The following is a 19,694-nucleotide window of genomic DNA, read 5'->3' as shown; positions in this document are numbered from 1 at the left end:
ACGTGGCGCCCGCCACCCCTAGAGCTCGAGCCCGACGGTCACCGGTTCGGGTTCCAGCCTGATTCCGAAGCGCTGTTCGACGCCCGCCCGCACGGTGCGTGCCAGGTCCACCAGGTCCGCCGCGCGGGCAGAACCCCTGTTGGTCAGGGCGAGCGTATGTTTCGTCGACAACCGGACGGGAGCCTCCGGACCTGGGAAACCCTTACCGAAGCCCGCCTGTTCGATCAGCCAGCCCGCGGAGAATTTCACCCCGCCCTCGGCGGCATAGGTCGGAATAGTGATATCTCCCACATGTGCCCGGATCGCGTCGAGGACCGCCGGCGCCCGATCCTGCGCCACGACGGGGTTGGTGAAGAACGAACCGGCACTCCAGGTGTCGTGGTCGGCCGAATCGAGCACCATGCCCTTACCGGCCCGCAGTGCGAGCACCGCCTCGCGCACGGCCGCGGCGGGACGGGACTCGCCGTCGGTGGCGTCGAAGGCGCGGGCCAGTTCGCCGTATCGCAGCGGCGCGCTGGCACCGTCCGGATTCACCGCGAACTCCACCGCGAGCACCACCGCGCGATCGGAATGCTTGAGCACGGAGGTGCGGTAACCGAAGCCGAGTTCCTGCGGTGCGGCCCAGCGGATTTCGCCGCTCACGCGATCCAGCAGCCGAATCCGGCGCAGCACCTGGGCCACCTCGACGCCGTAGGCGCCGACGTTCTGCACCGGCGTCGCACCGGCCGAACCCGGAATTCCGGACAGGCACTCGAGTCCGCCGAATCCGGCCGCGACCGTCGCGGCGACCACACCGTCCCAGTCCGCGCCCGCCTCGGCCGTCACGCTGCCGGATCCGAGTTCGACCGCATCGGTGGCGATGCGGACGACCACGCCGGCGAACCCGCTGTCGGCGATCAGCAGATTGGAACCACCGGCGACCAGCAACACCGGAACGCCCGCGGTGTCGAGGGTGCGCACCGTCTCGACGAGTGCCTCCGTGGTGCGACATTCGGCGACCGTCGCGGGTCCGCCGACCCGCAGCGTGGTCAGCTGGGCCAGCGGCACCGATTCGCGCACCTGCGCGCCGGTCGCGCTCAGCAACTCACGCACGTTGTCGAATGCCACCACTCGAGATGTCTGCACATCGAAAGACGGTAGCGTGTCACACCATGGCGACACCCCTGGCGTACACGGCTCACTACGCGCACCCCGCCGCGGCGGTGCGTGCTGCGCTCGCCGACGAGCAGTACTGGAAGGACCGCATCGCGGAGGTCGGCGGGCCCGGTGCGCGGCTGGACTCCTTCTCGGCCGACGGTGATCGGCTCCGCGTGGAGATGGTGCAGACCATCCCCGCCTCCGAACTGCCCCCCGCCATCACCTCGGTGCGCCCGGGCGATCTGATCATCCCGCGTACCGAGAACTACGAGGGCCTGTCCGGCGTTTTCGAAGCCCACGTCGAGGGTGCGCCCGCGAAGGTGCGCGGCACGGTCACCCTGACCGGTTCCGGCACCGCCTCCCAGGCCGTCGTCGACGGCTCGGTCGAGGTGACGATCCCGTTGTTCGGCAAGAAGATCGAGGCCGTGGTGGCCGAGAAACTGCTGGAACTGCTGGCCTCGGAGACCGACTTCACCAACACCTGGATCACCAACCACTGATTCGGGCCCGCGCCGGGGACCAGTACCCTGGTCCCCCATGGCTCGCCGACTGGACTATTCCGCTCGCTATCCGCTGCACACCACCGAAGAGGTGTACGCGGCGCTGTCCAACCGTGCCTACTGGGATGCGCGGATGGAGGAGATGCGCAAGCACTCGCCGAACGAGGTGGTCCACCTGCAGGCCGACGGGGACGGGATCGAACTCGAACTCCGGCACATCCTGCCGCGCGACATGTTGCCCGAAATCGCGCAGACCGTGATGCGCAAGGATCTCGTGATCACCCGCAAGGAGAGCTACGGACCGTTCGGCCCCGAGGTGGAGGGCGAGTTCAGCGCCTCGGTTCCGGCCGGTCCGGGCACGCTGACCGGCACCGTGCGGTTGTTTCCCACCGAGACCGGCTGCACCCTGCGCACCTCACCCGTGGCGAAGGTCTTCATTCCGATGCTGGGCCCCAAACTCGAGCAGATGATGCTGGTCAACCTCGTGGACCTGTTCCGCGCCGAAGCCGAATTCACCCAGCAGTGGCTGGAAGAGCAGCGCCCGACGGCCTGAGTCTCGTTGTTTTGCCGCACGCCCGCGTCACCGCAATGACATCTCGAGCCCGGACCGCGCCGGTGGGCGCCATCACGCGCGGAACCACCGGAATCAATCGGCTGCGCCGCAGCGACCGCTGGCTGACCCACGACCCGCTGGTGGTGCGGCGGCTGCGGTCGGCCGCGGACCCCCTGGTGGTCGATCTGGGCTACGGGGCGAGTCCGGTGACCACGCTGGAGTTGGCGGCCCGGCTACGCCGCGTTCGCGGCGACATGCGTGTGGTCGGTCTGGAGATCGATCCCGCACGCGTCGTTCCCGATCGCGACGGCGTGCGCTTCGCCCGGGGCGGATTCGAACTCGCGGGCCTGCGACCGGTGCTGGTGCGGGCGTTCAACGTGCTGCGGCAATACGACGAGAGCGAGGTCGCGGGGGCGTGGGCGACCATACTCGGCGGATCGGCGCCCGAGGGACTCCTGCTCGAAGGCACCTGCGACGAACTGGGCCGCCGCTGCGCGTGGATTCTGCTCGACCGCGAGGGACCGATCTCGCTGACGCTGGCCTGGGATCCGTTCACCGTCGACAAACCCTCCGATATCGCCGAACGCCTGCCGAAGGCGTTGATCCACCGCAATATTCGCGGCGAACGCGTGCACACGCTGCTGACCGCCGCCGATCGAGCGTGGTCGCATGCCGCGCCGATGGCGGTGTACGGTCCGCGCGTGCGCTGGCGGGCGGCGGCGCAACTGTTGCGGGAGCAGGGTTTTCCGGTGCGGAACTATCGCCGCCGGATGCGTGACTGTGTGCTCTCGGTGCCGTGGGAGTGCGTGCGGCCCGGCTGAATCGGAAGGTCTTCGGACGACGGTGCGTCCTATGCCGCGGCCAGGGCCCGGCGCACCCGCGCGGCCGCGTGCGGCGCCAAACCCGCACTCGCCGAAGCGATTTCGTGCGGTATGCAGCGATGGATGGCGACCGCGTCGGCGACCACCTCGTCCAGCGCACCCTGACCGATCCCGGTCTCGGCGAGATCGAGTACGGTCCGCACGGGGGTGGTCACCAGGAACGCACCGGCCGATTCCACATCACCGCGGTGCAGATCGCGGCGCAGGACCACCAGCCGGGGCGCCGCGGGCGGGCGGCCCGCACTCGCGGACAGGTGCAGGAAGCGCGGACGCAGCCGGCCCAGGCCGTGCAGTTCGGCGGCACTGTGATGGGAGACGGCGGCGGCGCCGTCGAACCAGGCCGCCCACATGGCGTATTCGTCGAGTGGACCGTCCGGCCAATCGGCCATCCGCAGGATGCCGAGACCGACGCGGATCACCGAACCGTCGGAGAGGGCGCCGCGGATCCGGTGCTCGCATCCGGCCCGCAACACGACGCGCGTGGTGAAGTATCCGGCGTGCCGGTCGGCGAGCTGGCGCAGCACCCACCACCCTTGCTCGGAATCCCCCGGTCGGCGCGCAGCCGCGGCATCCCCTGCATCGTGCGCGGACATGGGACCAGATTACGCCGGGCCGATGTGCCTCATGTCACAATCGGAGGCTCTCTGCATGACAAGCCTCACAGGCTCCACAGAGCGGGCTCAGAAAGCTCGGGAAGAATCGGTTGCCATGACCACTCCGGACACCGCGGTACCCGCTCCCGCACCGGCGGGTGAACCCCGACGCCGCAACGGGCGGCGCATAGCACTGATCGTCGGACTCGTCGTGCTGCTCGCACTGGTCGGCACCGCGGCGGGCGCCGAAACCTATCTGCGGCACAAGAATCAGCAGTGCATGGCCTCCCAGGTCGAGAAGGAGCTGGGGTCGAAGGTCGATGTGGGATTCGGGCCGAAGCCGTTGCTGCTCACCGCTGTCGACCACAAGGTCCAGTACATCACCGTCGACAGCGACGATGCGAAGTTCGGCCCGGCCGTGGACATGAAGGTGCACGCCAAGCTCAACGACATCACCCTGCTCGACGGCGGGCGCGGCGGCGCGAAGGTCGGCAGCAGCTCCGCCGACGCGACCTGGAGCAACGAGGGCATCGCCCAGACCCTGAGCGGTCTCGTCTCCGGCGTGGAGTCGGATCCGGCCGGCGGCACCCTGGACCTCAAGGTTCTGGGCGGGATCGCCGATCTGAAGGTTCAGCCGCACATCGTCGACGGCAAGATCGAGGTCAGCACGCAGTCGGCGTCACTGCTCGGGCTGGGGCTGCCCACCGATCTGGTCGACAGCATCGTCGGTTCGATGACGCAGAGCCTGCAGAACTACCCGCTGGGTATGCAGCCGACCAGCATGAAGGTCACCGACAACGGGATCTCGGTGTCGTTGCGCGGCGGGCCGACCACCCTGCAGGGCGGTGGCGACACGGAGATCCGCTGCTGAGAGCGGGCCCTACTCCGGGAATCCGGCGAGGACGTCCGCCGAGCGGGACAACCCCAGCCGGGTCGCACCGGCGGCGATCAGTTCGGCGGCCGCGGCGGCGGTACGAATGCCGCCGCTGGCCTTGATGCCGAGCCGCCCGCCCACGGTCTCGTGCATCAACCGCACGGCCCGCACCTCGGCTCCGCCCGCGGGGTGGAAGCCGGTGGAGGTCTTCACGAAGTCGGCGCCGGCGCGTTCGGCGGCGCGGCACACCTCGACGATCGCCGCGTCGGACAGCGCCGCGGATTCCATGATCACCTTGAGCAGCGCCCGGTCCTCGACCGCCTCGCGCACGGTGACGATATCGGCGAGCACCGCGTTGTAGTCCCCCGCGATCGCCGCGCCGACGTCGATCACCATGTCGACCTCGGCCGCGCCCTGCTCTACCGCGAATCGAGCCTCGGTCCCCTTCACCAGGGAGTGGTGTTTACCCGAGGGGAAGCCCGCGACCGTGGCGACCGCCAGCCCGGGAGCGGTCACCGGCAGCATCGACGGCGACAGGCACACCGCGTAGACGCCCAGCGCACGAGCCTCGGCGATGGTGTTCGCGACATCGGCGGCGGTCGCCTCGGGGGCCAGCAGCGTGTGATCGATCATCGCGGCGACCTGGGCACGGGTGAAGGCGGTGGGGGCGGTGTCGGACATGAGGACCAAGTCTGGCACAGCACGCGAATTCGGCTACCCCGGACCGGCTTTGCGGCCCGCCACCCGGGTGCCGTGATCGAACTGCGCGCGACCTGCGAGGATCGTGCGCATGAGTGGCACCGTGTCAGCCGATGATCGGCGTTTCGTCCTGAGCCTGGGCTGTCCCGACCGACCGGGCATCATCGCCCGCATCACCTCGTTCATCGCCGAATTCGGCGGGTCGATCGTGGAGGCCGGTTATCACTCCGATCCCGACACCGGCTGGTTCTTCACCCGCCAGGCCATCGCGGCGGCGACCGTGCCGTTCGGCATCGACGAGTTGCGCGAGCGGTTCACCGTCGTGGCCGCCGAACTGGGCCCGCAGACCGACTGGCAACTGCTGGATTCCGGGCGTCGCCGCCGCGCCGTGCTGCTGGTCAGCCGCGACGGGCACTGCCTGCACGATCTGCTCGGGCGGGCCGCCAGTGGCGAGTTGCCCGCCACCATCGAAGCGGTGATCGGCAACCATCCGGATCTGGGCGAGATGACCCGCGCGCACGGGATTCCGTTCCACCACGTGCCCTTTCCCGCCGATCCGGCCGAACGCGGCCCCGCCTTCGAGCAGGTACGCGAGCTCACCGACGCCCACGATCCGCACGCGGTGGTGCTGGCTCGGTTCATGCAGGTGCTGCCGGCCGAACTGTGCGAGCACTGGGCCGGGCGGGCGCTGAACATCCATCACAGCTTCCTGCCCTCGTTCGTGGGGGCGCGCCCGTACCATCAGGCCTTCGCGCGCGGCGTGAAGCTGATCGGGGCGACCTGTCATTACGTCACCGCCGATCTGGATGCGGGACCGATCATCGAACAGGACGTCAGCCGCATCGACCATGCCGACACCGTGCGGGACATGGTCCGGCAGGGCCGTGACATCGAACGGGTGGTGCTGGCGCGCGGACTGCGCTGGCATCTGGAGGGGCGAGTGCTGGTGCACGGGCGGCGCACCGTCGTCTTCTCCTAGCGGGGCCTTCTCGTCACGCGGCGGGCCAAGACCGGGCGCCCTTGACCGGCCTTGGCGGACAACACGATTCAGCATCGTGTTGCCGTCCTCGCCGCGGTGGGCCGACAGTGCGGCTCCACTACGACAGGTCTCGTGGCGACTTCCCGATCCGAACGTGGGTCACCAGGATGCACCCGCGCCGCGAGTACGTCCAGCCCCGGCGGGCCGTCGCGGGGCGCTCAGCCCGCCACCGCACGGCGGCCGAAGCGAGTGACCTCGATCAATCGGCGCAGTTCGGCGTTGAACTCCGCGCTCGCTTCGATATTCGCCAGATGTCCGGTGGCGAGGACCGAATAGCGATCCAGATTTCCCGCCGCGGCGAGCTCGTCGGCGATCTTGCGCGACATACTCTCCGGCAGCAGATTGTCGTAGGCGCCGGCCATGACGCTGGTGGGGATGCACAGATTCGCTGCGGCGCCGTGGATTTCGAGTTCGATCAGCGCCAGAGCGTACTTCGCCCGCACCAGCGGACGGCAGGAGCGCACGATCGAGAGGCCGAAATCCACCTGGTCCGCCGTGGCGTATCGATTCATGATGCGCGCCTTGAAGATTCCGCGCACCGGGGCGCCGGCCGGGAACGGCACGGGCTGACCGAACAGGGCACGTCCCAGCCAGTTGGGGGCCGGGACGATGTCGTTGAAGATGGGGAGCACTCGCGTTTCGGCGGCGATGTCGCCCGCCGTCGTGGTGAGCAGCAGGGCCGCGCTCGCGCGCTGCGCCACCTGTTCCGGGTGGAAGTTGGCCCAGGCCTGAATCGTGATGCCGCCCATGCTGTGTCCCACCAGCACGGCCTTACGTCCCGCGGGCACCGCCGCGTCCAGGACGGCGCACAGATCGTCGGCGAGTTGTTCGGCGTCGAACCGGCCGGTTCCCAAGGTGCTGTCGCCGTGTCCGCGCTGGTCGAACGCGATGACGCGGTAGTCGCCGGCGAAGGCGTTGATCTGCGGGTTCCAGTACTCGAGACAGCAGGACCAGCCGTGCACGAAGACGATCACATCGCCGTCGGCCGGGCCGTACGCGTGGACGCGCAGCCGGGCACCGTCGGTGGTCGTGACCGAGAGGACCTCGGGGTCGGGTGCGCAGTTCAACTCGGCCGTGCGGTAGGTGCGCGAACGCATCTTCGCGCGATATCCGCCGGTCAGCGCGCCGATGCCGGTCCGCAGATCGGCAACGTTCTCGGGCAGGTTCACCAGCATGAGCACTCCTTTGTGTCCTACCGCACGTTACCGCGCTAGCAACGGTGCTTGCTAGTGCAAGCAGCGAAGAATTTCCGGTTTCGCACTTTTGTCCGGCAAAGCCGAACATCGGCGCTGCTCGCACCCCCGCATCGACCGAATACCCATTCCGCCCAACGGCATTCACATCCGTCGGCGCAACGTCCCACTACCCGCATCTATCGCCCGGCGCCACGGAAGTGCTACGCCGAATTCGCCATGTGATTGCCGAACCGGCTAAGCGGTCGCCTCGCGCAGGCGCCGCGCGACGTAGGTTTCGGCCAGTACCTCGGCGAGTTCGTCGTTGAACGCCTCGTATGCCTCGACGTTGCCCAGGTGGCCGGTCGGCAGTTCGACCAGCTTGCGGAACGCGCCGACCGAGCGCAGCTCCTCGGCCAAGCGCTCGGAGTGCACCGGCGGCGTCATATCGTCCGCGGAACCGGCGATCACCGTGGTCGGCACGGTCACGCAGCGGGTACAGCTCTGCAGGGCCAGTTCGGCCAAGAGGAAACCGAATCGCGACCGCACCATCGCCGGGCACGAGCGCACGATTGCCAGCGCGAAGTCGACCACCTGACCGGTCGACGCCAGACTCATGATCTGGCGGCGGAAGATCCATTTCACCGGCCCGATCGGCGGGAACACCACCGGCAGGCCGAGTCCGAGGCGACCGACCGGGAACGGTAGCGCGAGCGGACCGCGGTTGAATCGCGGGACCACGGTGGTCTCGGCGATCAGGTCGCCGGAGGCGGTATTGGCCAGCACCACCGCATCGGCCCGCGCGGCGACCTGGCGCGGATACCGGCCGGCCCAGGCCTGAATGGTCATCCCGCCGAGACTGTGCCCCACCAGGACCGCACGCTGACCGGGACGCAGGGTGGCGTCCAGCACGGCCGCGAGATCGTCGGCCAGCAGGTCGGTGGACAGCGGCGCGGTGCCGGATTCGCTCTCGCCGTGACCGCGCTGGTCGTAGGCGATCACGCGGTAGTCGCCGGCGAAGGCGTTGATCTGGGGGTTCCAGTATTCGATGCAGCAGGTCCAGCCGTGCGCCAGCACGATCGCCTCGCCGTCGGCGGGACCGTAGCTGTGCACGCGCAGCCGGGCGCCGTCGGAGGCGGTCACCGTCGTCACCTCACACGGCACCGCGGGCGAATTCAGTGCGGGCAGGTCGTAGGACCGGGTGCGCAGGGCGGCGCGATGAGCGGACAGCAGCCCGCGGAGACGCTGCGCGATCCCCGCCACCGTGCTGGGCAACGTTGCCTGCATGAGAACACTCCTTTGTGTGTTACTGATCGATACAGTAACCCGAAGGAGTGGGTGCTTGCTAGTGCAAGCGCGGGGACGGCGGGTTCACCAGCGCGGACCGCGCTGGATTTCGTCGACCTTCGGCCGCACATCGGCCAGATAGATGCCCGTGGCGATCACCGCGGCGATCCCCAGCAATCCGACCGGCGTGCGGGCGAGCAGCAGGAAACCGAGGGCGACCGCGAGGATCGAGACCCAGATGGGTTTGGTGAGCTTGTCCACGGCCGTGAACGCGTCGGCACGCTGCCGAATGGCGTGCACCAGCGCGAAGATGGTCGCGGCCATCGCGGCGAGCCAGAGCAGCCACAGGATTGCACTAGTCAGCTGGTACACAGCACCCATGATAGAAGCAACGCCCGCATGCGGCAGTGCGCATGCGGGCGTTGCGGGATCCGGTACGACCCGGATCCGTGTGACGGTTCCGGATTACCCCTCGGCCGGTCTTCTCCTGCGGCCGAATTACTTCTTGGCCGGAGTGGTCTTCTTCGCGGCGGTGGTGGTGGCGGGCTTGGCCGGCGCCTTCTTGGCGGGGGCCTTCTTCGCCGGGGCCTTCTTCGCCGGGGTGGGCTCCTCGGCGGCGGCCTCGGTGGTCACCGCGACGACCTCGGCGTCGACGACCGCGGCGGCCTCGTCGGCCTCCTCGGCCGCTTTGCCCAGAAACCCACGGGCCTGATCGGACACCTTGTTCAGGACGTCCTCGGCGCGAGTGACGACATCGGTGTAGATGCCCTCGACCTTGTCGAAACGCTCGTCGAAGCCGGGGTTGGAACGCAGCCGGTCGACGGTCTCCTCACCGCGCACGGCCAGATCCGAGTACAGATCCACCAGCTGGCGGTAGTACTGGTCGACCAGTTTGCGCAGCTCCTCCGGGGTGAACTTCTCGCGCAGTTCGGCGAGGTCGTCCGGCAGCTCGGAGGGCAGTCCGGTCAGGCGGCCGCGCAGCGTCTCGATCTGGTCCTGCACATCGGCAGGCAGATTCGACAGGCGCTCGCGAGCCTCCTCGACGCGGGAGTTCACATCGACGGTGGCGGCGCGGTCGCGGACACGGTCGACGATGTCGTTGACCGCCGCGTAGAGCGCGTCACCGGCTCCGACGGTCGCGTAGATCGGCTTGGTGACAGTGACGTTGGGCTGGGTCATGGTTGTTCGTTCTCCTGGCGTGGCGAGATTTCGGTAGTACTGCCATCGGTGGCATGGTGCGGAACCTCGTTGTCCCTTGGGCTTTCGGGTGCACCGCCCCTCGGGCTCTCGGGCACACCGCCCCTGCTCCCCCCTGGAACGCCCCCCTCGGATTCCCCCTGAACGGATTCCGAGACGTTCCCTCCGTCGTCGTTCCCACCGTTTTCGCGGCGGAACGACTCGTAGATGTCCAGGAGCACCTGCTTCTGCCGCTCCGTGATGTCGGTATCGGCCAGCAGTGCGTCCCGCACCGGGCTGTGCTCCCTCTGTTCGAGGTAGCCGGCCCGGACGTACAAGACCTCCGAAGACACGCGCAGACCCTTGGCGATCTGCGTGAGAACCTCGGCGGACGGGTTGCGCAATCCGCGCTCGATCTGACTCAGGTAGGGATTGCTCACCCCCGCCAGCTGTGCGAGCTGACGCAACGAGACCTGAGCGGCCTCCCGCTGCGCCCGGATGAAGCCTCCGATGTCGTGCGCCGCGTTGGCTACGCGACCCACCCGGTCTCCGGGAACCGCAGACGTCTCTGCGGTTTCCCCCGTGTTCCGATCAGAAACCTCTGGTTCCTGTGCCATCACACTGCTCACCTTCCGGCGGTTGTACGGTCGATTCTAAATGAGGGTGCTAACTCTTGCAAGCACCCCTGTTAGCACTATTTCGGCAAACTTCCGGCAGCGGTTGTCAGAAGCCAGGGAACAGTAAATGCGATACGGCGTAAATCGCCAGGCCGGCAAGTGATCCGACCACGGTGCCGTTGATCCGGATGAATTGCAGATCGCGCCCCGCCTGCAATTCGATCTTGCGACTCGCCTCATCGGCGTCCCACCGGGCAACCGTGTCGCTGATCAGGGCTGCGATCTCGGAACCGTAGTTGGCGACGAGATATCTCACACCACGTTCAACCCAAGCGTCCACTTGTTTTGTGAGTTCGGGTTCGTCGACCAGACGCTGACCCAACTGCTGCACATTCTCCGAGATCTTGCGGCGCAAGGTGCTGCCCGGATCGTCGGCCGATTCCAGGATCATCCGTTTGGCCGCACGCCAGGTCGCGCGCGCCATTCCGGTAATTTCCTCGCGGCCCATGATCTCGGTCTTCACCCGCTCGGCCTTGGCGATCATCGCCTCGTCGTACTGCAGATCGCGGGCGAAATCCTCGAGAAATCGGTTCGCCGCCAATCGCACCTCGTGATCGGGTTGCGAGCGAATCTTCCAGGTGAATTCCACCAATTCCCGGTAGATCTTCTCCGACAGCAGGATATTGGCGAATTTCGGCGCCCAGGACGGGGCATCGCGCATGACGATCCGGTCCAGGGTCTCCTGACTCGCCAGCGCCCACTGGTGGGCGCGCTCGGCCAGCAGATCCAGCAGCGGCTCCTGCCGGTTCTCGGCCAGCAGCTCGGCGAGTACCCGTCCGATCGGCGGCCCCCACTGCGGTTCGGCGATGCGCTTGACGATGGTCTGGTCGATCACCTGCTCGACATCGGAGTCGCGCAGCGCGCCGATCACGGCCCGCAGAATGGTCGAGGACTCCTCCGACACCCGCGCGGCGTGCCGGGGATCGGCCATCCACGTCCCCAGCCGCAACGAGATCTGCGCCGAGTTCACCTTCGTCGCCACGGTGTCGGGCGAGAGGAAATTGGTGCGCACGAAATCGCCCAGGCTGGTGCCCAGTTGATCTTTCTTTTTGCGGATGATGGCGGTGTGCGGAATGGGCAGGCCGAGCGGATGCCGGAACAGCGCGGTGACCGCGAACCAGTCCGCCAGCGCGCCGACCATGCCGGCCTCCGAGGCCGCGCGCACATAGCCGACCCAGCTGCCGCCGATATCCCGCGAACCGAGCCAGCAACAGATCAGATAGACGACCGTGGCCGCCGCCAGGAATCCGGTCGCGACCATCTTCATCTTGCGCAGATCGCGTTTCTTCCCGGATTCGTCCATCAGGTCGGCGAACGACGACGGTGGTTCCGGCGCACCGCGGCTCCCGGACCGTGTGGTATTTCCCACTCCCGTCCGGATGTCGGGATGCGCGTTCGCTTCCGCCAGGACGGGGGCGCTGCCGGCAGATTGCTCCATATCCCCATTCTGGCTGGAATATCGGCGCTGCCGACGTGCGCCCGCTCACCCCGCGTCCGTCGCCGCCTCGGCCGAACGGCACGCGCCGGGGGGCGGGCCCGCTCGGCGAACCGGGAACATCACCTCGGCGAAGGACTTAAGCTGGTGGTGCCCACATCCCCGGATCCAGGAGTCCCCTCGAGCATGACCACACATCGTGCCGCGAGCGCTGCCGTCGACACCGCTGCGGTGCGCCCCGGCCGGGTGGACGGTCGCAAGCGGCGCTGGCACCAGCACAAGATCGACCGCCGAGAAGAACTCGTCGACGGCACGCTCGCCGCTATCCGCAACCGCGGCGGCGATGTCGGAATGGACGAGATCGCCGCGGAGATCGGCGTATCCAAAACCGTCCTGTACCGCTACTTCTCGGACAAGTCCGATCTGACCCGCGCCACCATGGAGCGGTTCATCGAGACCACGCTGATGCCGCGGATCTACGAGGCGATCAGCGACGATGCCGACGAATATCAGCTGGTCCGCAACACTCTGGCCGCCTACGTGCACACCGTCGAGGCCGATATCGACGTGTACCGCTTCATCATGGGCAACGGCTCGACCACCGACAAGTCCAGCCTCGCCGATTTCGAGAAGCTGTTCGCCGACGTGGTGTCGGTCGTCGTGCAGACCAAGGCCTTCGATCGCGGCGTCGACACCGAGGGTGTGCTGCTGTATTCCTACGTCATCGTCGGCGGTGTGCAGCTGGCCACCGACTGGTGGATCAGCAATCGCTCGATGTCGGCCGATCGCATGCTCGACCACCTGGCGATGATGGTGTGGAGTGCCATCGAGGGCATGGTCCGCGCGGGTGGTTCGCCGGAGAAGTTCAACGCCGTTCCGCACGAACTTCCCGAGGCCGACCTGGGCTGATTCGCCCGCGAAGGAATCCGTGCTCGCCGTCTCTGGGCCGACGGCTCACGCTTGGTTACGCTGAAGACCGGCCAGGCGGGGCATCAACGGAGGTCATCAATGGCGAAAGAGCTGCCGACGTCGCGGCTGGCGCGGGGGACGAAACTGGGTGTGGCCGTCGCCGGCAACGTCTTACGTGCGCAGAAGACCCGCCGTTCCATGCGCGGACGCTCCGAAGCGGTGCGCGAGCGGATGGCCGAGGAATCGATGATCCGCGCCACCGAGCAGATGGTCATGGTGCTGGGCACCATGAAGGGCGTCGCCATGAAGCTCGGCCAGATGCTCTCGGTGCTGGATCTGGATCTGGTTCCGCCGGAACATCGCGAGCGATTCCAGCGCCGGCTCGCCGTACTGCGCGACAGCGCGCCGAAGGTTTCCTTCGAGACCATGCGCGGCGTCATCGAGAAGGATTTCGGCCGCACCCTCGAGGAGTTGTTCGCCGAATTCGACGCCGAACCGATCGCGGCGGCCTCGATCGGCCAGGTCTATCGGGCGCGACTGCACGACGGGCGCGCGGTCGCGGTGAAGGTGCAGTATCCGGGCATCGATACCGCCGTGCGCGCCGACCTGAAGAACCTCGCGATGTTCCGCCGCGTCCTGCAGTCGGCGATGCCGTGGGTGACGCCGGCGGTCCTCGACGAACTGCGCTTGAATCTCGAGAGCGAACTGGACTACGTCGCCGAAGCGCATACCCAGCGCGAGGTCGCGGACCTGTTCGCCGACCATCCGTTCATCGTGGTACCGGCCACCATGCCCGAACTGTCGAGTACGCATGTGCTGGTCAGCGAGTATTTTCCCGGTCGCGGTTTCGAGGAGATCCGCCGGTTGCCGGAGGCCGAACGCGACCGGGTCGGCGAGATCATCTACCGCTTCTACGTGGGCTCGCTGTTCACCTTCCACGAGTTCTGCGGTGACCCCCATCCGGGCAATCTGCTGCTCGGCGAGGACGGCCGGGTCGCCTTCCTGGATTTCGGGCTGTTCAACCGGATGGACCCCGAACACGTCCGCTTCGAGGCCACCTGTATTCGCGCGGCGGCCGAGGAACGCGCGGAAGATCTGCGCCAGTTGATGATCGACCACGGCATCATCGATTCGCCGGAGGAGATCACCCCCGAGGACTGCCTGGAGTACGTGCTCGCGGCATGTGAATGGGCGTTGATCGACCAGGATCTGACCATCACCCCCGAATTGGCCAGCGGCGCCTTCGTGCTGGCGGTCGATCCGCGCGCGAGTGAATACGCCGGGATGAAACAGCAGAATCTGCCACCGGAGCATCTGTTCTCGCGGCGTGCGGATTTCCTGACGTTCGGGGTACTCGGCCAGTTGGAAGCGACCGCGAACTGGCATCGCATCGCCCGCGAGTGGCTCTACGGCGACGATCCGGTGACCGAACTCGGTAAGCAGCACCACGCCTGGCTGGCCCGGCGCGGCCTGCCGCGCAAACCGGCGAAGCGCTCGGCGCCACGCAAGGCCGCCGGCGGAAAACGAACCAGCACAAAGTAATCGGCCACCACGAGAATGGGATGTGCATGACCGACAGGGAATTCGACCTCGTACTGTTCGGCGCGACGGGGTTCGTCGGCCGGCTGACCGCGCAGTATCTGGCCGAGGCCGCGCCCGAGAACGCGCGCATCGCCCTCGCGGGCCGCTCGCCGGAGAAGCTCACCGCGGTGCGCGACGAACTCGGCGGCGCCGCGGCGATCTGGCCGCTGCTGGTCGCCGATTCCTCCGACCAGGCGGCGCTGGACGCGCTGGCGGCGCGGACCAAGGTCGTGGTCACCACCGTGGGCCCGTACCTGCGCTACGGACTGCCGCTGGCCCAGGCCTGCGCGAACGCCGGCACCCACTACGCGGATCTGACCGGCGAGCCGCTGTTCATCCGCGAATGTATCGATCGGTTCGGTGAGCGGGCCGCCGAAACCGGCGCGAAGATCGTGAATTCCTGTGGGTACGACTCGATTCCGTCGGATCTGAGCGTGTATCGGCTCTTCCGGCGCTCCGTCGAGGACAACACCGGTGAACTCACCGACACCACGCTGGTGGCCTGGCTCAAGGGCGGCGCCAGTGGCGGCACCATCGATTCCGGGCGGGCGATGATGGAGGCCATCGCCACCGACCCGGCCAAGGGTTCGGTGCTCTCGCACCCGTATTCGCTGAGCCCGGACAAGTCGATGGAACCCGATGTGGGCCGGCAGTCCGACCAGGCTCTCTCGCGGGCCTCGGCCATCGACCCCAGCCTCGACGGCTGGGTCGCCACCTTCGTGATGGCCGCGCACAACACCAAGGTGGTGCGGCGCAGCAACGGCCTGCTGGGCTGGGTGTACGGCAAGAACTTCCGCTACCGCGAGGTGATGAGCGCCGGGAGCTCACCGGCGGCGCCTCTGGTCGCCGCCGGCCTGGCCGGCGGCATCGTCGCCGGCTTGACCGCCGGTGCGCTGCTCTCGCGCGTGTCGGCGGGGCGCCGGCTGCTGGATCGGATCCTGCCGAAGCCGGGGACCGGCCCCGGCGAGGACGCCCGCCGCAGCGGCTGGTTCACCATGAAGACCTTCGCCGACACCACCTCCGGCGCGCGGTACGTCTGCACCTTCGCCGGGCAGGGCGATCCGGGCTATCAGGCCACTTCGGTGATGCTCGGCGAGGCCGGACTGTGCCTGGCCTTCGATGAACTACCGGAGCTGGCGGGCATCCTCACCCCCGCCTCCGCCATGGGCGATCCGCTCACCGATCGCCTGCGGCGGGCCGGGCTGACCATCGAGGTCGAGCGGGCCTGAACGACGGATTCGCTTGCGGCGCAGGCCCGTTCACAGTCCTTCGGTCACAGGTCGTCGGGCAGTGAACGGGTCAGCCGCCACAGCGTGTGCACCGCCGCACCGTCGAGCATGCCCACCTCGTCGAAATAGCGCAGCATCGGCTCGGACAGGAAGCTCATCGTCCGCCGGTACTGCGGTCCGGTGAAGGCCGCGGCGAATCCACGCCGAGGGTCGATGTCCACCGCGCGATAGACCTGCGGATTGACGAGCATCGGATACAGCACCAGCGCGAAGTAGGCCAGCAGGAGTTGATGCGGCAGCCGCTGCCATCGCGAACGCCGGGCCATCCCGCGAGCCAGCGCATCGCGAGCGAAGCCGATGTGCCGCGCCTCCTCCAGCACGTGGATACGCATCAACTGCCGCACATGCGGCTGAATTTCGCTGTCCACCATGGCTTCTCGCTGGCCACGATCGAGAATCTCCTCGATCAGCAGCGTGCCGGCGTAGACCACCGGGCCGATCGGGAAGTGTTCGGCGACGCGCAACTGCATCCGGTTCAGCGCGACCGGCCGATACGGCGGTATTCCGGTCTTGTCGATGAGCCGCGCGAACATGATCGAGTGGCGCGCCTCCTCACTCAGTTCGGTGAGCGCGTACATCGCGTGCTGCGAGGTCGGATCGCGCGCGACGATGCGCAGCAGATACTTGCTGAGCAGTCCCTCGGCGACGATCCCGAACGACAGCAGGCTCACCAGTTCGTGTTTGCCGAGTTCGATGCGCTGCTCGGGGCTGAGGCGATCCCACAGCGGGGTGCCGTAGAGGGAGATCCGGTGTTCGGGCAGCCAGGCCTTGTCCGGCTGCCACGGCTGCTCCCAGTCGATATCGATATCGGCGTCGTAGAAATGTTCCGCCGACGAGCGAAGCAGCCGCTGAGCCACGCGCTCGCGCCCGTCGGAACCGTCCCCCGCGAAATTCTCGATGTGCTGTGCCATCGGCTTCACCGTCCTGCCGCCCGACCGCGGCCCGCGCATTGTGCTCACCCCGGCGCATTTGCCGACCGATGTGAGCGGTGGCACACTCGATATTACCTATTACTCATTGTCACGGCTATAGTGCGGGCAGGGCGCTCTCGCGCAGCTCGGGAAGGTGATCATGCGGCAACCCGAACCGGATTACCAGGGGCCGGCCGTCGTCGTGCTCGGCGATCGGGAATTCGCCGTCCGGGTGCGGCTGCGCGGCCACCGCCAGCCGATCGACGGCATCTACCGCTGGTACGGACGGATCGATCCGGATGCCGCGCTGGATGCGGCGGCCGGCAACCGCAAACATCGCATCGAGTTGCGGACCCCGGAAGGCACCGCGGCGGCGATCCTGGGTGATCGCGACTTCTGGGGTCGACTGCGACTGCTCGGGCACAGCGCACCGCCGTATCGGATCTCGACAGTGGACGACCTCGACGCCAGGATGACCCGGTGAATCTCGCACGCCGCACCATGAACAACCCGGTCTTCGCCCTGCTCTACGAGCGGGCATGGCGGCCGACCAGTTTCCTGCTGGCCACCGGACGGACCATGCACGCCGATCGCCGTGACGCGGTGCGCACCCTGCGCCTCGGCGCGGGCGACCGGGTGCTCGACATCGCCTGCGGGCCGGGCAATTTCACCCACTATCTGAGTGAACACATCGACGACGGCTATGCGGTGGGCATCGATTTCTCGGTGCCGATGCTGCGGCAGGCCGTGGCCGACAACTCCGGACCGCGAGCCGGTTACGTCCGCGGCGACGCACGCCGGCTTCCGTTCGCCGACAACAGCTTCGACGCGGTCTGCTGTTTCGGTGCGCTGTATCTGATTCCGGATCCCCTGACCGCCGCCGCCGAGATGATCCGGGTGCTCGCGCCCGGGGGCCGCATCGCGATCAGCACCAGCCATCGCCCGCAGGGCTGGGTGGGGCAGGTGTCGAGCGCGGTCGGTGGCGCGGGCGGGCTGCGCGTATTCGACCTCGACACCTTCCCGAAGCTGTTCGCCGAATACGGATTGGTGGATATCGAACAGGAAGTGCACGGACTGCTGCAGTACGTCAGCGCCCGGGCGGCCTACGCCGCCTGACGGCCGGTGCCTCAAATATGTGGCGCCACAGTGATTTACACAGATATCCCGCTCATCGATGTGCGCATTCACAATGCGCCGCCGCGCGCCGGACACCGGCCGCTCCGGTAAGCTCGCCGAGGGAAACTCTCGGGGCGGAAGGGGATCATCACGGTGCCGATTCCGGAGACCGGTCAGCATCTGGCGCGCGAGTTGTACGCCGCGGCAACAGGTTCCGGAGCCGAGGTGTTCGAGATCGCCGAGGACACCGCCCGCAATCTCGCGGCGGCCTGCGACCGGCTCGTCGAGGATCTCCACGCCGCCGCCCGCAGCGGTGGCGCGGTCCCGGCCGCGGTGCGCGGCTTCGGCGAACTCGCGTCCGGCCGGGCACTGGCGCGCGGATTCTCCCGCAAGAGCGGCGAATACCTCGACACCGTCCTCTCGTTCCAGCAGACGGCGCTGCTGTTCAAGGCCGCCTATCTGGCCGCGGGGAAACATTTCGACGAGGCCGAGGCCGCCAACCGCGCGGCGCTGGCGCTGATCCGGCCCGAGCCGGGAGCCTGACGTGGCCGACGCGTCGCGCTTCGATCCGCCCTTCGTCGCGGATCGGGAGGTCTACGGCTCCTACAGCCACCGGCAACTCTGGGAGCTGGTGCACGAGGCACTGGACCCGGCCGCGCTGGGCGAGGCTGCGGCGGCCTGGCAACGGCAGGCGGACGCCGTCGCCGCGGCGTTCCGGACCTTCGCCGACACCACACACGCCGAATTCGAGCGCTGGTCCGGGCACGCGCGCGCGGCGGCCGAACCCGCGACGGCGGCATTCGTCGAACGGGGCGCCGCCGCCGCCGAGGTCTGCACCCGGCTTCGGCACCTGCTGGAGGCCGACGCCGAAGCGGCGCAATCGATTCGAGACGCGCTACCGGCACCGTCGAACTATGTCCCGCTGCCCGACCCGGTCGCCGAAGTGGTGCACGGCGGCGCCCGCCGGATGACACACGACATCGCCGCCGCCGCGGCCCTGGCCGACGCCCGCGACATCATGACCTTCCGCTACAACACCACCCTGGCCGCCTCCGGCGATCGGGTGCCGCGCTTCGTTCCCGCACCCCGGCCGGATTCGGGTGGGGGTCACCCGTAGTGAAGTGGGTGCTGACGCCGGACGAGTTCGCCCACGTGTGGGCCACCGAAACCGATCTCGACCGCCGCCCGTATCCGGTGAACATGATCCCGGAATCCACCGTGCGCACCGAAACCGAATATGCCGCACTGGGTTTGCGCACCCGTTACGCGCGCAACACCGATCCGGATCTCACCGCCGCACTGCTGCTGTGCACCCGGCCGGACGCCACCACGATCACCGTCTCCGGCCGGCGCTCCACACCGCCGGACGAGCCGGAACTGATCCTCGCCTTCGCCGCCGTCGTCCACCGGCACGCGGGATTGCTGATCGCGCGGCCCGATGCCGTCACGGTCGCCGTCTGCCATGCGCGCGGGCTGGGCGAACGGCTGGTGGCCGCGATCGGCTCGGCGCCGGCGGGCAGATGCGGGCCGATGCGCGAACCGCAGCAGGCGGTGCTCGACACCGGGGCCGACGCCCGGCCCGGCGGCGATATCGGCACACCGCAGGATCCGGGCGCCGCCCGCTTCCGCCGCACCCTGCGCGCGCCGGTCGACGCGCGCGGATTCATCACCGTCACCGTCGCACCGGACAATCCGATGTCGCCGCCGACGAGGCATCGCACCTGGCTCGACGTCACCGGCGACGGTCGCTATCTGCTCACCACGGCCGCCGAGCTGGTGCTGACCCCGGTCGACGACGCCGAATTCGCCGCGCAGTTGACGAGACTGGCCGGAATCGGCTGACTCGCGACCCGATCACCGCCCGG

The 19,694-nt window shown here is 68.1% G+C and carries 23 protein-coding genes; 13 read left to right on the top strand and 10 right to left on the bottom strand.

Annotated features, from left to right (window positions below):
• Nucleotides 1-18: 18 nt before the first annotated feature.
• Entirely contained in the window at nt 19-1,110 is a 1,092-nt protein-coding gene (locus C8258_RS22185) for a UDP-N-acetylmuramate dehydrogenase (RefSeq protein ID WP_106956861.1), read from the bottom strand.
• Nucleotides 1,111-1,151: 41 nt separating this feature from the next.
• Here C8258_RS22185 and C8258_RS22180 point away from each other — a divergent pair, with 41 nt between their 5' ends.
• Genes C8258_RS22180 through C8258_RS22170 form a run of 3 tightly spaced genes read left to right on the top strand, consistent with a single transcriptional unit; the run spans nt 1,152 to nt 3,011 of the window.
• On the top strand, nt 1,152-1,637 hold the full coding sequence (locus C8258_RS22180; protein ID WP_106956860.1) for a DUF2505 domain-containing protein: 486 nt from the start codon (nt 1,152-1,154) through the stop codon (nt 1,635-1,637).
• Nucleotides 1,638-1,674: 37 nt separating this feature from the next.
• Nucleotides 1,675-2,190 carry a DUF2505 domain-containing protein gene (locus C8258_RS22175; protein ID WP_039781209.1) on the top strand — a complete coding sequence of 172 codons (516 nt, stop codon included), beginning with the start codon at nt 1,675-1,677 and terminating at the stop codon, nt 2,188-2,190.
• Between the two features lie 35 nt (nt 2,191-2,225).
• Nucleotides 2,226-3,011, top strand: coding sequence for a hypothetical protein (locus tag C8258_RS22170; protein WP_036506033.1), 786 nt, complete (start codon nt 2,226-2,228; stop codon nt 3,009-3,011).
• 29 nt (nt 3,012-3,040) lie between these two features.
• On the opposite strand, the gene C8258_RS22165 is transcribed toward C8258_RS22170, so the two are convergent.
• The gene (locus tag C8258_RS22165; protein WP_233225259.1) at nt 3,041-3,664 is read right to left on the bottom strand and encodes a hypothetical protein; all 624 of its coding nucleotides are present in this window, start codon (nt 3,662-3,664) and stop codon (nt 3,041-3,043) included.
• Nucleotides 3,665-3,779: 115 nt separating this feature from the next.
• Here C8258_RS22165 and C8258_RS22160 point away from each other — a divergent pair, with 115 nt between their 5' ends.
• A complete protein-coding gene (locus tag C8258_RS22160; protein WP_106956858.1) occupies nt 3,780-4,535 on the top strand; it encodes a DUF2993 domain-containing protein in 756 nt (251 codons plus the stop codon).
• Between the two features lie 9 nt (nt 4,536-4,544).
• Here the strand turns inward: C8258_RS22160 and deoC are convergent, their stop codons facing one another.
• Nucleotides 4,545-5,219 carry a deoxyribose-phosphate aldolase gene (deoC, locus tag C8258_RS22155; protein ID WP_106956857.1) on the bottom strand — a complete coding sequence of 225 codons (675 nt, stop codon included), beginning with the start codon at nt 5,217-5,219 and terminating at the stop codon, nt 4,545-4,547.
• 109 nt (nt 5,220-5,328) lie between these two features.
• Here deoC and purU point away from each other — a divergent pair, with 109 nt between their 5' ends.
• On the top strand, nt 5,329-6,216 hold the full coding sequence (gene purU, locus C8258_RS22150) for a formyltetrahydrofolate deformylase (RefSeq protein WP_036506037.1): 888 nt from the start codon (nt 5,329-5,331) through the stop codon (nt 6,214-6,216).
• Between the two features lie 218 nt (nt 6,217-6,434).
• Here purU and C8258_RS22145 read toward each other — a convergent pair whose 3' ends face one another.
• The 6 genes from C8258_RS22145 to C8258_RS22120 form a co-directional block, all read right to left on the bottom strand.
• Complete coding sequence (locus tag C8258_RS22145) at nt 6,435-7,451, bottom strand: alpha/beta fold hydrolase (protein WP_106956926.1); 1,017 nt, start codon at nt 7,449-7,451, stop codon at nt 6,435-6,437.
• 255 nt (nt 7,452-7,706) lie between these two features.
• Nucleotides 7,707-8,735 (bottom strand): alpha/beta fold hydrolase, encoded by a 1,029-nt coding sequence (locus C8258_RS22140; RefSeq protein ID WP_106956856.1) that lies wholly within the window; start codon nt 8,733-8,735, stop codon nt 7,707-7,709.
• An 84-nt stretch (nt 8,736-8,819) separates the two neighbouring features.
• Nucleotides 8,820-9,116 carry a DUF2516 family protein gene (locus C8258_RS22135; protein ID WP_030516156.1) on the bottom strand — a complete coding sequence of 99 codons (297 nt, stop codon included), beginning with the start codon at nt 9,114-9,116 and terminating at the stop codon, nt 8,820-8,822.
• A 117-nt stretch (nt 9,117-9,233) separates the two neighbouring features.
• A complete protein-coding gene (locus tag C8258_RS22130; RefSeq protein WP_106956855.1) occupies nt 9,234-9,914 on the bottom strand; it encodes a heparin-binding hemagglutinin in 681 nt (226 codons plus the stop codon).
• Nucleotides 9,911-10,528, bottom strand: a complete 618-nt coding sequence (locus C8258_RS33330; protein ID WP_051025211.1) for a helix-turn-helix domain-containing protein — start codon at nt 10,526-10,528, stop codon at nt 9,911-9,913. Before C8258_RS33330 ends, C8258_RS22130 begins: the two co-directional genes overlap by 4 nt.
• Nucleotides 10,529-10,634: 106 nt before the next feature.
• Nucleotides 10,635-11,891 carry a DUF445 domain-containing protein gene (locus tag C8258_RS22120; protein ID WP_106956925.1) on the bottom strand — a complete coding sequence of 419 codons (1,257 nt, stop codon included), beginning with the start codon at nt 11,889-11,891 and terminating at the stop codon, nt 10,635-10,637.
• A gap of 318 nt (nt 11,892-12,209) precedes the next feature.
• Between C8258_RS22120 and C8258_RS22115 the strand changes: the two genes are divergently transcribed.
• The 3 genes from C8258_RS22115 (at nt 12,210) to C8258_RS22105 (ending at nt 15,742) form a co-directional block, all read left to right on the top strand.
• Nucleotides 12,210-12,932, top strand: a complete 723-nt coding sequence (locus C8258_RS22115) for a TetR/AcrR family transcriptional regulator (protein WP_106956854.1) — start codon at nt 12,210-12,212, stop codon at nt 12,930-12,932.
• Between the two features lie 99 nt (nt 12,933-13,031).
• Nucleotides 13,032-14,474 carry an AarF/ABC1/UbiB kinase family protein gene (locus C8258_RS22110; protein ID WP_106956853.1) on the top strand — a complete coding sequence of 481 codons (1,443 nt, stop codon included), beginning with the start codon at nt 13,032-13,034 and terminating at the stop codon, nt 14,472-14,474.
• A 20-nt stretch (nt 14,475-14,494) separates the two neighbouring features.
• Nucleotides 14,495-15,742 (top strand): trans-acting enoyl reductase family protein, encoded by a 1,248-nt coding sequence (locus C8258_RS22105; RefSeq protein ID WP_036506106.1) that lies wholly within the window; start codon nt 14,495-14,497, stop codon nt 15,740-15,742.
• Nucleotides 15,743-15,786: 44 nt separating this feature from the next.
• Here C8258_RS22105 and C8258_RS22100 read toward each other — a convergent pair whose 3' ends face one another.
• Entirely contained in the window at nt 15,787-16,713 is a 927-nt protein-coding gene (locus tag C8258_RS22100) for a diiron oxygenase (RefSeq protein ID WP_233225258.1), read from the bottom strand.
• A 160-nt stretch (nt 16,714-16,873) separates the two neighbouring features.
• On the opposite strand from C8258_RS22100, the gene C8258_RS22095 reads away from it, so the two are divergent.
• From C8258_RS22095 to C8258_RS22075, 5 genes are all read left to right on the top strand, one after another.
• Nucleotides 16,874-17,197, top strand: a complete 324-nt coding sequence (locus C8258_RS22095; protein WP_106956924.1) for a DUF4873 domain-containing protein — start codon at nt 16,874-16,876, stop codon at nt 17,195-17,197.
• The gene (locus tag C8258_RS22090; RefSeq protein ID WP_106956851.1) at nt 17,194-17,829 is read left to right on the top strand and encodes a class I SAM-dependent methyltransferase; all 636 of its coding nucleotides are present in this window, start codon (nt 17,194-17,196) and stop codon (nt 17,827-17,829) included. The genes C8258_RS22095 and C8258_RS22090 overlap by 4 nt, the downstream gene beginning before the upstream one ends.
• 153 nt (nt 17,830-17,982) lie before the next feature.
• Nucleotides 17,983-18,372 carry a hypothetical protein gene (locus C8258_RS22085; protein ID WP_036506110.1) on the top strand — a complete coding sequence of 130 codons (390 nt, stop codon included), beginning with the start codon at nt 17,983-17,985 and terminating at the stop codon, nt 18,370-18,372.
• Between the two features lies 1 nt (nt 18,373).
• A complete protein-coding gene (locus C8258_RS22080; protein WP_106956850.1) occupies nt 18,374-18,946 on the top strand; it encodes a hypothetical protein in 573 nt (190 codons plus the stop codon).
• A complete protein-coding gene (locus C8258_RS22075) occupies nt 18,946-19,671 on the top strand; it encodes an ESX secretion-associated protein EspG (RefSeq protein ID WP_106956849.1) in 726 nt (241 codons plus the stop codon). Before C8258_RS22080 ends, C8258_RS22075 begins: the two co-directional genes overlap by 1 nt.
• Nucleotides 19,672-19,694 lie beyond the last annotated feature (23 nt).

The organism is Nocardia sp. MDA0666 (assembly GCF_003023875.1).
GTDB lineage: Bacteria > Actinomycetota > Actinomycetes > Mycobacteriales > Mycobacteriaceae > Nocardia > Nocardia aobensis.
Note: the sequence above shows the minus strand (reverse complement) of the source record. Positions and strands in the feature narration are given on the sequence as shown.